Raw genomic sequence first — 12,615 nt, forward strand, 5'->3', positions numbered from 1 at the left:
ATTTATGCGTCGTGCCCTGCTCTTGGCTCTCGCCGTGCTCGCCCTGCCCCTCCAGGCAGCTGATCTGAAGCCTTTCTCGGCCAGCTACACCGCCGACTGGAAGCAGCTGCCCATGAGCGGCACCGCCGAGCGCAGCCTGGAAAAAAACGCCAACGGTACCTGGAGCCTGAACTTCAAGGCGTCCATGATGATCGCCAGCCTGACCGAGCAAAGTACCCTGCGCCTGGACAACGACACCCTGCTGCCGCAGAAGTATCACTTCGAACGCGGCGGCCTGGGCAAGGCGAAGAAAGTCGACTTGGATTTCGACTGGAACAGCAAGAAGGTCACCGGCACCGACCGTGGCGATGCGATCAACCTGCCGCTCAACCGCGGCGTGCTGGACAAATCGTCCTATCAGCTGGCCCTGCAGCATGACGTGGCCGCAGGCAAGAAGAGCATGACCTACCAGGTCGTCGACGGTGACGAGATCGACACCTATGACTTCCGCGTGCTCGGTACCGAGAAAGTCACCACCAAGACCGGCCAGGTCGATGCCGTGAAGGTCGAGCGCGTCCGCGACCCGAGCCAGAGCAAGCGCATCACCGAGCTGTGGTTCGCCAAAGAGTGGGACTATTTGCTGGTGCAACTGCGCCAGGTCGAGACCGATGGCAAGGAATACGTGATCGTGCTGCAGGATGGCACGGTCGACGGCAAGTCGGTGAAGGGCAACTGATCACCGTTGTGAGCCCCCGAAGCCCCGCCTAGTGCGGGGCTTTTTGTTGCCTGTCCCGCCGGCTTGCGGGCAAACCCGCTTCCTATAAACACTGTTTACCTAGGGGAGCGGGTTTAGCCGCAAACAGCCCTTCATGAACTTTGTTTCATCGTCGTTTTATTTACTTAGCCTGCTAACTAACTCTATAAAGAAGGCCTGCGACATGTTGCCGCAGCCAACCGAAAGTGGAGTTTAACGATGACTGTCCAAGTAACCGAACGCGACGAATCGAAAATGTCCCACGAAAGCCAGGCCCACGGCCTGCGGATCTGGGATGTGCATCAGCAGGGCGAGCTGGTGGGGATGTTCCACTCCGAACACGAAGCCCAACAGTACCGCAGCGAGCTGGAATGCCTGGAGAACCAGCACAGCCCGCAATGACCGCACTGCCCACGAAAAACCCCGCCTGAGCGGGGTTTTCGTCTTTTACCACATCAAATCGTCTGGGATCTTGTAGGCCGCGTACGGATCGTCCTCGTCCGCTTCTTCGACATGGGTGTTGAGCAGCAGGATACGATTGGGGTCACGCTCCTGGATCTTCACCGCCGCTTCACGCGGGATCACTTCGTAACCGCCGCCGAAAGACACGATGGCCAGGGCGCCGTTGCTCAGTTTGCTGCGCATCAAGGCGTTGACGGCGATGCGCTTGACCTTCTTGTCGTCGACAAAGTTGTAGTAGTCCTCGGTATTGAGCTTGGGCAGACGGGTCGCCTCGATCAGTTGCTTGATCTGCGCGGCGCGGGCCTTCTGCTCGGCCTTTTCCTGAAGCTGGCGGTTCAGCTCCTGGTCTTTCTTGGCCTTTTCGGCCATGGCCTCCTTGGCCAGGCGCTGCTGGGTGTCGTCGACCTCGGCCTGGCCTTTGTGCTCCAGACGCTTTTGTTTCTTCTCGGCTTTGTTGACCTGCTTGACCTGTTTCTGGTTGACCAGACCGGCCTTGAGCAATTGGTCGCGAAGGGAAAGGCTCATGTATTCACTCACTTATGCAACAGCTCAGCCGCAGCTGGGCAGGTTCTTTTCCTGACGCTTGGCTTCGCCCCACAGGGCGTCCAGTTCATCGAGGGTACAATCTTCGATCGGCCGGCCATTGTCGCGCAATGCCTGTTCGATGAAACGAAAACGCCGCTCGAACTTGCGGTTGGCCCGGCGCAGGGCGTTTTCCGGGTCTTGCTTGAGATGGCGGGCCAGGTTGACCGCGGCGAACAGCAAATCGCCGATTTCATCTTCCAGTGCATCAGCTTCGCCATCGGCCATGGCCTGCAGCACTTCGTCCAGTTCCTCACGGACCTTGTCCAGCACCGGCAGGGCATCCGGCCAGTCGAAACCGACCGTGGCCGCGCGCTTTTGCAGCTTGGCCGCACGGGACAAGGCCGGCAGGGCCGCCGGCACGTCGTCGAGCAACGACAACTGTTCGGGCTCGCTCTTTTCGGCACGCTCCTGGGCCTTGATCTCTTCCCAGCGCGCCTTGACCTGCGCCTCGTCCAGACGCGGAGTGTCCAGCGGGGCATACAGGTCGCCGGTAGGAAACACATGGGGGTGACGGCGAATCAGCTTGCGGGTAATCGCGTCGACCACGCCTGCGAACTCGAAACGCTCCTCCTCCCGCGCCAGCTGGCTGTAGTAGACCACCTGGAACAACAGGTCGCCCAGCTCGCCCTGCAAGTGCTCGAAATCGCCACGCTCGATGGTGTCGGCGACCTCGTAGGCCTCTTCAAGGGTATGCGGGACAATGCTCGCGTAGTCCTGCTTCAGGTCCCACGGACAGCCGTATTGCGGGTCGCGCAGACGGGCCATCAGGTGCAGCAGGTCATCGACAGTGTAGGTCATCGGGCAGGTCCTTCGGCGGCGGCTTCTGGCGGTTGAACCGGCTTCCACAAGCGGGGTGAAATCGCTGTGGGAGCGGGTTCACCCGCGAAAAAGGCGCCTCGATCTCAAGGGGTACGGTTACGCCGCGTCTCGATGATGTTCGGCAACTGCGAGATTCTGCCCAGCAAACGCCCGAGGGCGTCCAGGCCTGGGATCTCGATGGTCAAGGACATCAGCGCGGTATTGTCTTCCTTGTTCGAGCGGGTGTTGACCGCCAGCACGTTGATCTTCTCGTTGAGCAGCACCTGCGACACGTCGCGCAGCAACCCCGGACGGTCATAGGCGCGAATGATGATGTCGACCGGATACGTCTGCACCGGGATCGGCCCCCAGCTGACCTGGATCATCCGCTCCGGCTCCTTGCCGGCCAATTGCAGCACCGAGGCGCAGTCCTGGCGGTGAATGCTCACCCCGCGACCCTGGGTGATATAGCCGACGATGGCGTCGCCCGGCAGCGGCTGGCAGCAGCCGGCCATCTGGGTGAGCAGGTTGCCGACACCCTGGATCTGGATATCGCCACGTTTGCCGGAGCGGGTACCGCTGGCCTTGCGTGGGATCAGTTCGATCTGCTCGCTGCGCTCCGGCTCGAGCAACTGCTGGGCCGCGTTGACCATATGCGCCAGGCGCAGGTCGCCTGCGCCCAGGGCAGCGAACATGTCCTCGGCGGTCTTGACGTTGGCTTTTTCGGCCAGGCGTTCGAAGTCCACCTGGGGCAGGCCCAGGCGGCTAAGCTCACGCTCGAGCAGGGTCTTGCCGGCAGCGACGTTCTGGTCGCGGGCCTGCAGCTTGAACCAGTGGACGATCTTGGCCCGTGCGCGGGACGTGGTGACGTAGCCGAGGTTGGAGTTCAGCCAGTCACGGCTCGGGCTGCCGTGCTTGCTGGTGATGATCTCCACCTGCTCGCCGGTCTGCAGGCTGTAGTTGAGCGGGACGATACGCCCGTTGATCTTGGCGCCGCGGCAGTTGTGGCCGATCTCGGTGTGCACACGGTAGGCAAAGTCCAGCGGCGTGGCGCCCTTGGGCAGGTCGATGGCATGGCCATCGGGGGTGAACACATAGACCCGGTCCGGCTCGATGTCCACCCGCAGTTGCTCGGCCAGGCCGCCGATATCGCCCAGTTCCTCGTGCCACTCGAGCACCTGGCGCAGCCAGGAGATCTTCTCTTCGTAGTGGTTGGAACTGGACTTGACGTCGGTGCCCTTGTAGCGCCAGTGGGCGCACACACCGAGCTCGGCTTCCTCGTGCATGGAATGGGTGCGGATCTGCACTTCCAGCACCTTGCCCTCGGGGCCGATCACTGCGGTGTGCAGGGAGCGGTAGCCGTTCTCCTTGGGGTTGGCGATGTAGTCGTCGAATTCCTTGGGGATGTGCCGCCACAGGGTATGGACGATGCCCAACGCGGTGTAGCAGTCGCGGATCTCCGGGACCAGTACACGCACGGCGCGCACGTCGTAGATCTGGCTGAACTCCAGGCCCTTGCGCTGCATCTTGCGCCAAATGGAATAGATGTGTTTTGCCCGGCCGCTGATGTCGGCCTTGACGCCCGTGGCCAGCAGCTCGTTCTGCAGTTGGTTCATCACGTCGCTGATGAAGCGCTCGCGGTCGAGCCGGCGCTCATGCAACAGCTTGGCGATCTGCTTGTACTGGTCGGGTTCGAGGTAGCGGAAGGACAAGTCCTCCAGCTCCCATTTGATGTGACCGATGCCCAGGCGGTGGGCGAGCGGAGCATAGATGTCGAACACTTCGCGCGCCACACGCAGGCGCTTCTCGTCATCGGCGGCCTTGACCGCCCGAATGGCGCAGGTACGTTCGGCCAGCTTGATCAGGGCAACGCGCACGTCGTCGACCATGGCCACCAGCATCTTGCGCAGGTTCTCGACTTGCGCCTGGGAACCGAGCACCAGCGACTGGCGCGGGCTGAGGCTGGCGCTGATGGCGGCCATGCGCAGCACGCCGTCGATCAACTTGGACACCACCGGGCCAAAGCGCTGGCCGACCTCGGCCAGGGTCACCTTGCCCTCGCGAACCGAGCGATAGATCACCGCAGCCACCAGGGAATCCTGGTCGAGCTTGAGGTCGGCGAGGATTTCGGCGATCTCCAGACCCGCCTGGAAGCTGGACGTACCGTCGGCCCAGGAATGCTTGGCCGGGTTGCCCTTCTTCTCGACCTCCTGGGCGAAATCGCAGGCCTCCTTGAGCGCCTTGCGGTCCAGCGCCGAGTCGACGCTCACCACATGATCCAGCCATGCTTCGAGATTGATACTACCGTCGGTATTGACCGGCTGGTGCACTCTCACCTGTACCATCTTTCTTTTACCTTTCCATACAGCGCACCACGCGGGTGCGCTGGCAATCACCGTACGCCGCCCAGTCCCTGGACGCCGCACCAAGGGGCCAGCCTGGCTAGCCCGCTTCGAATAACGCCATGGCCTCGACATGTGCCGTCTGAGGAAACATGTCGAGGATCCCGGCCCTTGTTAACCGGTACCCCTGCCCGACCAGAACCTGGGCGTCTCGCGCCAGCGTGGCCGGGTTGCAGGACACATAGACCAGCCGCTTGGCCTTGAGGCGTGCGATGCCTTGCACCACCTCGAAAGCACCGTCGCGCGGTGGATCCAAGAGTACCGCAGAAAAGCCCTCGGCGGCCCATCCGGCGCCCGCCAAAGGCTGCGATAAATCGGCCTGAAAAAACCGTGCATTATGCACATTGTTGCTACGGGCATTGGCCTCGGCCCGTTCGACCATGGCCTGTACACCTTCCACGGCCACCACTTCCCGGGCCCGCCGGGCCAGCGGCAGGGCAAAGTTGCCCAAGCCGCAGAACAAATCCAGCACCCGATCCTCGGGTTGAGGGGCCAGCCACGCCAGCGCCTGCTCGATCATCAACGTATTGACCTGAGCATTGACCTGGACGAAATCCCCCGGCCGCCAGGCCAACTCCAGCCCCCAAGGCTCGAGTGCAAAACCAAGTGTCTGACCGGCCTCGACCGGCGCCGGTTCGCCGTCGCCCTGCAACCACAGCTGGGCGTCAGCCTGCTTGCAGAAGGCCTCCAGGCGCGCCAGATCCTCCGCCGGCAACGGCGCCACATGCCGCACCAGAACCGCTTGCGCGGTGCCGCTGAACAGCTCGACATGCCCCAACGCCTGAGGTTTGCTCAGGCTGCGCAGCACCGTCGGCAGATGGCGGAAAATCGCCTGCAAGGGCTGTACCAGCACCAGGCATTCGTCGATGGCGACGATGTCCTGGCTGGCCTCGGCCCGAAAGCCCACGTCCAGATGACGCGCCTTCGGGTCCCAGCGCACGGCGATCCGGGCCCGGCGCCGATAGCCGAATTCAGGGCCGACCAGTGGCGTGGCCCATTGCTCGGGTTGTACGCCGGCCACCCGCTGCAGTTGCTCGGCGAGCATCCGCTGCTTGAGTGTCAATTGACCGTCGTGAGGCAGGTGCTGCAGGTTGCAGCCTCCGCAACGCTCATAATACTGGCACGGCGCCTCGCGCCGTTCGGGGCTGGCCTGCAGCACCCGCTCCAAGCGTGCATCGACCACCTTGCCACGGGCGCCCAGCACGCGGGCCTCGACGGACTCCCCAGCCAAAGCGCCACTGACGAACCAAGTGCGTCCCTCGACAAAGGCGATGCCACGACCGTCACCGGCCAGGCGCTCGATTTGCAGGCGTTGTTTCTTGCCGACCGGCACTTGTGGCGCACGATTGCCGCCGGCCGGCTGGAAGCGCAGGCCGCTGTTGCTTTTCTTTCTGGACATCAGGTTGCGTCGAACAGGCCAGTGGACAGATAGCGGTCGCCACGGTCGCAGATGATCGCCACCATGACCGCGTTCTCGACCTCGCGGGACAGGCGCAACATTGCCGCGACCGCACCACCGGAAGAAACGCCGCAGAAAATCCCTTCTTCACGAGCAAGACGACGGGTGGTCTGCTCGGCTTCGTCTTGGGACATATCGACCACGCGGTCGACCCGGGTGGCGTCGAAGATCTTCGGCAGGTACTCCTCGGGCCAGCGGCGAATGCCAGGGATGGCCGAGCCTTCCATCGGTTGCAGGCCAACGATCTGCACTGCCGGGTTCTGCTCCTTGAGGTATTGGGAGCAGCCCATGATGGTCCCGGTGGTGCCCATGGAGCTGATGAAATGGGTGATGGTGCCGTGCGTCTGCTGCCAGATCTCAGGGCCAGTGCTGGAATAATGGGCAATCGGGTTGTCGCCGTTGGCGAACTGGTCGAGCACCAGGCCGCGACCTTCGGCCTGCAGCTTCTCGGCCAAGTCTCGCGCCCCTTCCATGCCCTCTTCCTTGGTGACCAGGATCAGTTCGGCACCGTAGGCGGTCATCGCCGCCTTGCGCTCGGCGGTCGAGTTGTCCGGCATGATCAGGATCATCTTGTAACCCTTGATCGCCGCCGCCATGGCCAGGGCGATGCCGGTGTTGCCGGACGTGGCTTCGATGAGCGTGTCGCCCGGTTTGATCTGGCCACGCAACTCGGCGCGGGTGATCATCGACAGCGCTGGGCGGTCCTTGACCGAACCCGCGGGATTGTTGCCTTCGAGCTTGAGCAGGAGGGTGTTGGTGGTCTCGCCGGCGATACGCTGCAGGCGAACCAGAGGCGTATTGCCGACGCAATCGGCGATGGTTGGGTACTGCAAGGTCATGGCGTTGTTCGCAATCCGGACGGCAGGGGCGACTATCATACCGGCAAACCTTTGCTCGCCATATCACGCAATCTGTAGTCGCTATAGCTACAAGCTATAAGCTCGTACCGGTCCAAACCTGAACGCGCGGACCTGCCTCGCGATCCGACGCCACATGCGCCGGCAAACGCATGCACAGGCGTAGCCCTTGCTTGCCATTTTCGGCCCACAACGTGCCACCTTGGCGCTGAATCGCACTGCGAGCAATGCTCAGCCCCAGGCCGAAGCCGCCATCCCCGGGTCGGGAGCCATCGAGGCGGGAGAACGGCGCGAAGATCCGATCCAGATCCGCCTCGTCCACGCCTCCCCCCTGATCTTCCAGCGATAGCCGCCAATAATTGCCTTCGCGGTAACCGCCCAAGCGCACCAGCCCGTGTTCGGGCGAATGGCGGATCGCATTGCGCAGCATGTTCTCCAGTGCCTGGGCCAGGTGGTTGAGGTTGCTTTGCACCCAGCATTGGACGGGCAATTCACAGCGCAAGCGTTCAGGCGGCCAGCCGCTTTCGTAGCAGGCATCCTCGGCGAGCATGTCCCACAGGGCCTGGAGCTGGATCGGCTCGAGGTTCATCGGTGCCCGCTCGGCATCCTGCCAGGCCAGTTGCAGGGTGTTTTCGACCAATTGCTGCATGCAGTCGATTTCCCGCGCCACCCGCTCGCGCAGGCATTGATGATCGGTCTCGCCGTCGCAGGCCACGCGCAAGCGGCTCAAGGGCGTGCGCATCTCATGGGAAAGGTCGCGCAGCATCTGCTGTTGCATGGCCACGCTCTCCTGCAGGCGCTCGGCCATCTGATCGAACGCCCTGGCCAGCTCGCCCAGCTCGTCATGCCGCCCAACGGTACGCGAATCCAGACGGGCCGACAGCTGGTCGGCACGCCAGGCGTTGGCCTGCTCGCGCAACTGGTTCAGCGGCACGATCAGCATCCGGTACAGACCGACACACAACAACAAGGTGAACAGGCCAGGAATCACGCCGTTGGTCAGGATCTGCCAGAACAGCAGGTACCGCCCGGGATTCAGCCGCTGCGGCAACTCGATCACCAACATGCCCTGCTCCGGCGCCTCGGGAAACGGCAGGCGCAGCCAAGGCTGGGTGATGCTGCGTCGGCTCATGGGCCAGTCGACTCCACGCAGACGTGTCAGTTGCTGGATTTCATCGGTGGACAGCGTGGCGCTGCCCAAAGGGCGCAGTTGGGCATCGAGCACATTCACCCAGCCGGGCTCGCGCTGGTGCATGCCGGCTAGCCAGCGGTCCACCCCCGCCCTGCCTTCTTGGCGCCAGGCCTGCTCGGCTTCGGCGGCATAACCGATCAGCTGTGCCTGGGCCGGCGCGTCGAGGAAGGCGTTGCGGGTTTCCATGTGCCGGCCCCAGGTGTAGCTCAGGCCAATCATCAACAGGCAGAAGCCCACCAGCAGAATGGCCAGCTTCCAGAACAGCGAATGCCGATCCAGCACTGTCATTCGGCCTCGCCGGCGCACAAGGTATAGCCCTTGCCCCAGACAGTACGGATTTGCCGTTCGTGATAGCCGAGCGCCTTGAGCTTGCGACGTATCTGGCTGACATGCATGTCAAGGCTACGGTCATGGCGGGAATAACCCCGCTGCAAGACCTGTTGATAAAGGAAGGGTTTGCTGAGCACTTCGTCCTGGCTGCGATGCAGCGTCTCGAGCAGGCGGTACTCGCTGGGTGTGAGCCCTGCCGAACGGCCGTCGAGCCAGACATCGCAAGCCGCTTCGTCGAAACGCAGCTGCCCGCTGACCACCTCCCGTGGCGCCTGGTGCCGGCGCTCCAGCGCCACCCGTCGCAGGATCGCTTCGATGCGTACCCGCAATTCGGCCATGCTGAAGGGTTTGGGCAGGTAGTCATCGGCGCCGCGCTTGAAACCGCTGATGCGATCGGACTCGGCGCCCAGCGCGGACATCAGAATCACCGGGGTGCTGCTGTGCTTGCGCAGCCGGGCCAAGGCGTCCAGACCATTGAGGCCGGGCAACAGGATATCCATCAACACCACATCGAAGGCCTGGCGGCTGGCGGCCTCCAGGCCTTCGAGGCCGTTACGGCACCAAGTCACCAGGAAGCCGTCGCGCTGCAACTCGTCGTGCAGGTAGGCACCCAGCACCGGGTCGTCCTCGATGGCCAGAATGGTAGACGGGTGAATAGCTTCGGGATTCATTGGCTTCTGACATTAATTCTCAACTGCGCGATTATTGGCCATGCATCCGGCCAAGGCAACCGGGTCGCGCTCGCCGATGACCTGAGGCCAACGCAGGCGCCACTGATGATTCAGGCCGCCAAGGCTGGGAACCGCAAAAAGAGTTACAAAGAAGTGCATCAGACGGCCCTGGAGAGTAACGTTCCGCCTGGGGCCGTCTTTATGCTGACGGCAGGCAAGCACATGACAGGAGACAAATGTGCTCGATCGTTTGGGAATCAGAAGCCGGGTCCTGCTGTTGGCCCTGCTGCCAGCCAGCCTGATGGCCCTGGTGCTGGGAAGTTATTTCAACTGGCTACAGCAAAACGAGCTGCGGACTCAGTTGCTCCAGCGCGGCAAGATGCTCGCCGAGCAGCTCGCGCCCTTGGCAGCGCCCTCCCTGGCCAACCCGGCCCAAGCCCAGGAGCTGCTCGAACGCATCGCCGCCCAAGCCCTGGAGCAAGCCGATGTGCGCGCCGTGGCATTCCTGGCCCCCGACCGCTCGCGCCTGGCCCATGCCGGCCCGAGCATGCTCAACCAGGCGCCGACCGGGGGCACCGGCACTCAATTGCTGCAACGCACCGGCAATGACGCTACTCGCTACCTGATGCCCGTCTTCGGCCATCATCGTGACCTGGCCTCCCAGGCGGTCCCCGCCGAAGCCGAGCGCCTGCTCGGCTGGGTCGAAATCGAACTGTCCCACGACGGCACCTTGCTGCGCGGCTATCGCAACCTGTTCACCAGCCTGTTGTTAATCTTCGGCTGCCTGTCGCTCACCGTGTTGCTCGCACTGCGCATGAGCCGGACGATCAACGATCCGCTCAGTCGCATCAAGCACGCCGTCACCCAACTCAAGGAAGGCAACCTGGAACAGCGCCTGCCGGCGATGGGCAGCCATGAGCTGGATGAACTGGCGGCGGGCATCAACCGCATGGCCGAGACCCTGCAAAATGCCCATGAGGAACTGCAGCACAGTATCGACCAGGCCACCGAAGACGTGCGCCAGAACCTAGAAACCATCGAGATCCAGAACATCGAACTGGACATGGCGCGCAAGGAGGCGCTGGAGGCCAGCCGCATCAAGTCCGAGTTCCTGGCCAACATGAGCCACGAGATCCGCACACCGCTCAACGGCATCCTCGGCTTCACCCACCTTTTGCAACGCAGCGAGATGACCCCGCGCCAGCTCGACTACCTCAATACCATCGAGAAGTCCGCCGACAACCTGCTGGGGATCATCAACGAGATCCTCGACTTCTCCAAGATCGAGGCCGGCAAACTGGTGCTCGACAGCATCCCGTTCAACCTGCGCGATCTGATCCAGGACACGCTGACCATCCTCGCCCCTGCGGCCCACGCCAAGCAGCTGGAGCTGCTCAGCCTGGTCTACCGCGATACCCCGCTGTCGCTGATCGGTGACCCGCTGCGGCTCAAGCAGATCCTCACCAATCTGGTGAGCAACGCCATCAAGTTCACGCGCGAAGGCACCATCGTCGTGCGTGCCATGATCGAGGATGAACAGGAGGACAGCGTACAACTGCGCATCAGCGTGCAAGACACAGGCATCGGCCTCTCGCCCCAGGATGTGCGCACCTTGTTCCAGGCCTTCAGCCAGGCCGATAACTCGTTGTCACGCCAGCCCGGCGGTACCGGCCTGGGCCTGGTGATCTCCAAGCGCCTGATCGAGCAGATGGGTGGCGAGATCGGCGTGGACAGCACCCCAGGCGAAGGTTCGCAGTTCTGGATCAGCCTCAGCCTGCCGCGCGCTCATGACGACGCGCAGGAGCAACCGCTGCAACCGTTGCTCGGGCGCCGCGCCGCCATCGTCGATGGCCACGAGCTGGCGCGCCAAGCCCTGGAGCACCAGTTGGAAGATTGCGGTCTGAGCGTCAGCCTGTTCGCCTCCTTCGACCAGTTGCTGCAAGGCGTGCAGGCGGCGAGCCAGGCAGGCCAACCCTTCGAGTTCGCGGTGCTGGGGGCCAACCTGAGCACGCTCTCGCCGGAGCAACTGGGCCATTATCACCAGCAATTGGAACGCCTGGGCTGCCTGTGCGTGGTGCTTTGCCCGACTACCGAGCAGGCGCTCTATCACCCCTACCTGCCCAATCCCCATGGCCAGTTGCTGTCCAAGCCCACCTGCACGCGCAAACTGCGCCGCCTGCTGCTCGAACTGGTGCAACCGCGCCGAGCGACCAACGACGCGCGCGCCAGCGGCAATACCCGGGCGCCGAGGATTCTCTGCGTGGACGACAACCCTGCCAATCTGTTGTTGGTGCAGACCCTGCTCGAAGGCCTGGGCGCCGAGGTGTTGGCGCTGGACAACGGCTATGCCGCAGTCAAGGCAGTGCAGGACGAGCCTTTCGACCTGGTGCTGATGGATGTGCAGATGCCGGGAATGGACGGACGCGCCTGCACCGAGCAGATCCGCCGTTGGGAAGCCAGCCAGAGCGGCAGCCCGCTGCCCATCGTCGCGCTCACCGCACACGCCATGGCCAACGAGAAACGGGCCTTGCTGCACAGCGGCATGGACGATTACCTGACCAAGCCGATCAGCGAGCGCCAGCTGTCCCAGGTGGTGATGAAATGGACCGGAATGAGCCTGGTGCCGTCCATGCAGGAGCGCGGCAGCGAACGGGCCATCGACAGTAACGAGCTGAAGGTGCTCGACCCTGAGGAAGGCCTGCGCCTGGCCGCCGGCAAGCCGGACCTGGCCGCGGACATGCTGGCCATGCTGCTGGCGTCTCTTGAGACCGACCGTGAATCGATCCGCGTCGCCCGCGAGCTGGGTGATCGCACGGCGATGATCGAACGGGTCCATCGCCTCAACGGCGCATCGCGCTACTGTGGCGTGCCGCAACTGCGCGCGGCCTGCCAGCGCAGCGAGACCTTGCTCAAACAGGACAGCCCCCAGGCGGCGCAAGCCCTGGACGAGCTGGACCGGGCCATCGTGCGGCTCGCGGCTCAGGCTCGGCTGAGCGCCTGAGCGCAAAGCCCTGGGGCCGCAGGACGGCCCCAAAATCGGGGGCGTTGCACTATCCGAACAGTGACGCCACTGAGCAAGATCAACGTCCTTCTTCGCAGGCTGTCTACACTGCCGCGATGACGAAA

10 protein-coding genes are annotated in these 12,615 nt (G+C 63.3%); 3 read left to right on the forward strand and 7 right to left on the reverse strand.

The annotated features are described in order from the left end of the window. Positions 1 to 4 precede the first annotated feature (4 nt). Together J5X93_RS19985 and J5X93_RS19990 are read left to right on the forward strand one after the other, a co-directional pair. The gene (locus tag J5X93_RS19985; RefSeq protein ID WP_043215178.1) at positions 5 to 715 is read left to right on the forward strand and encodes a DUF3108 domain-containing protein; all 711 of its coding nucleotides are present in this window, start codon (positions 5 to 7) and stop codon (positions 713 to 715) included. Positions 716 to 952: 237 nt separating this feature from the next. Beyond that, positions 953 to 1,135 carry a hypothetical protein gene (locus tag J5X93_RS19990; protein ID WP_043215180.1) on the forward strand — a complete coding sequence of 61 codons (183 nt, stop codon included), beginning with the start codon at positions 953 to 955 and terminating at the stop codon, positions 1,133 to 1,135. Positions 1,136 to 1,180: 45 nt separating this feature from the next. Here J5X93_RS19990 and J5X93_RS19995 read toward each other — a convergent pair whose 3' ends face one another. From J5X93_RS19995 to J5X93_RS20025, 7 genes are all read right to left on the reverse strand, one after another. Beyond that, the gene (locus J5X93_RS19995) at positions 1,181 to 1,720 is read right to left on the reverse strand and encodes a DUF2058 domain-containing protein (RefSeq protein WP_043215184.1); all 540 of its coding nucleotides are present in this window, start codon (positions 1,718 to 1,720) and stop codon (positions 1,181 to 1,183) included. 24 nt (positions 1,721 to 1,744) lie between these two features. Further along, positions 1,745 to 2,578 (reverse strand): nucleoside triphosphate pyrophosphohydrolase, encoded by an 834-nt coding sequence (mazG, locus tag J5X93_RS20000; RefSeq protein WP_043215186.1) that lies wholly within the window; start codon positions 2,576 to 2,578, stop codon positions 1,745 to 1,747. A gap of 104 nt (positions 2,579 to 2,682) precedes the next feature. Continuing rightward, entirely contained in the window at positions 2,683 to 4,923 is a 2,241-nt protein-coding gene (gene relA / locus J5X93_RS20005) for a GTP diphosphokinase (protein WP_043215189.1), read from the reverse strand. Positions 4,924 to 5,020: 97 nt separating this feature from the next. Continuing rightward, the gene (gene rlmD / locus J5X93_RS20010) at positions 5,021 to 6,379 is read right to left on the reverse strand and encodes a 23S rRNA (uracil(1939)-C(5))-methyltransferase RlmD (RefSeq protein WP_182816201.1); all 1,359 of its coding nucleotides are present in this window, start codon (positions 6,377 to 6,379) and stop codon (positions 5,021 to 5,023) included. Then, a complete protein-coding gene (gene cysM, locus J5X93_RS20015; protein ID WP_043215206.1) occupies positions 6,379 to 7,278 on the reverse strand; it encodes a cysteine synthase CysM in 900 nt (299 codons plus the stop codon). The genes rlmD and cysM overlap by 1 nt, the downstream gene beginning before the upstream one ends. Positions 7,279 to 7,372: 94 nt before the next feature. Further along, positions 7,373 to 8,770: a sensor histidine kinase gene (locus tag J5X93_RS20020; protein WP_102082304.1), complete on the reverse strand. Its 1,398-nt coding sequence runs from the start codon at positions 8,768 to 8,770 to the stop codon at positions 7,373 to 7,375. Positions 8,771 to 8,772: 2 nt separating this feature from the next. Beyond that, a complete protein-coding gene (locus J5X93_RS20025) occupies positions 8,773 to 9,489 on the reverse strand; it encodes a response regulator transcription factor (protein ID WP_102082299.1) in 717 nt (238 codons plus the stop codon). Between the two features lie 238 nt (positions 9,490 to 9,727). Here J5X93_RS20025 and J5X93_RS20030 point away from each other — a divergent pair, with 238 nt between their 5' ends. Further along, positions 9,728 to 12,490, forward strand: a complete 2,763-nt coding sequence (locus J5X93_RS20030; RefSeq protein WP_043215194.1) for a response regulator — start codon at positions 9,728 to 9,730, stop codon at positions 12,488 to 12,490. Positions 12,491 to 12,615: the final 125 nt, after the last annotated feature.

Origin of the sequence: Pseudomonas sp. BYT-1, from assembly GCF_023611805.1 — a bacterium.
Classification (GTDB): domain Bacteria; phylum Pseudomonadota; class Gammaproteobacteria; order Pseudomonadales; family Pseudomonadaceae; genus Aquipseudomonas; species Aquipseudomonas guariconensis.

Bases quoted from the DNA above. Each gene is read 5' to 3' on its own strand.
- J5X93_RS19985 (WP_043215178.1), top strand. From the start codon at position 5: ATGCGTCGTGCCCTGCTCTTGGCTCTCGCCGTGCTCGCCCTGCCCCTC.
- J5X93_RS19990 (WP_043215180.1), top strand. From the start codon at position 953: ATGACTGTCCAAGTAACCGAACGCGACGAATCGAAAATGTCCCACGAA.
- J5X93_RS19995 (WP_043215184.1), bottom strand. From the start codon at position 1,720: ATGAGCCTTTCCCTTCGCGACCAATTGCTCAAGGCCGGTCTGGTCAAC.
- mazG (WP_043215186.1), bottom strand. From the start codon at position 2,578: ATGACCTACACTGTCGATGACCTGCTGCACCTGATGGCCCGTCTGCGC.
- relA (WP_043215189.1), bottom strand. From the start codon at position 4,923: ATGGTACAGGTGAGAGTGCACCAGCCGGTCAATACCGACGGTAGTATC.
- rlmD (WP_182816201.1), bottom strand. From the start codon at position 6,379: ATGTCCAGAAAGAAAAGCAACAGCGGCCTGCGCTTCCAGCCGGCCGGC.
- cysM (WP_043215206.1), bottom strand. From the start codon at position 7,278: ATGACCTTGCAGTACCCAACCATCGCCGATTGCGTCGGCAATACGCCT.
- J5X93_RS20025 (WP_102082299.1), bottom strand. From the start codon at position 9,489: ATGAATCCCGAAGCTATTCACCCGTCTACCATTCTGGCCATCGAGGAC.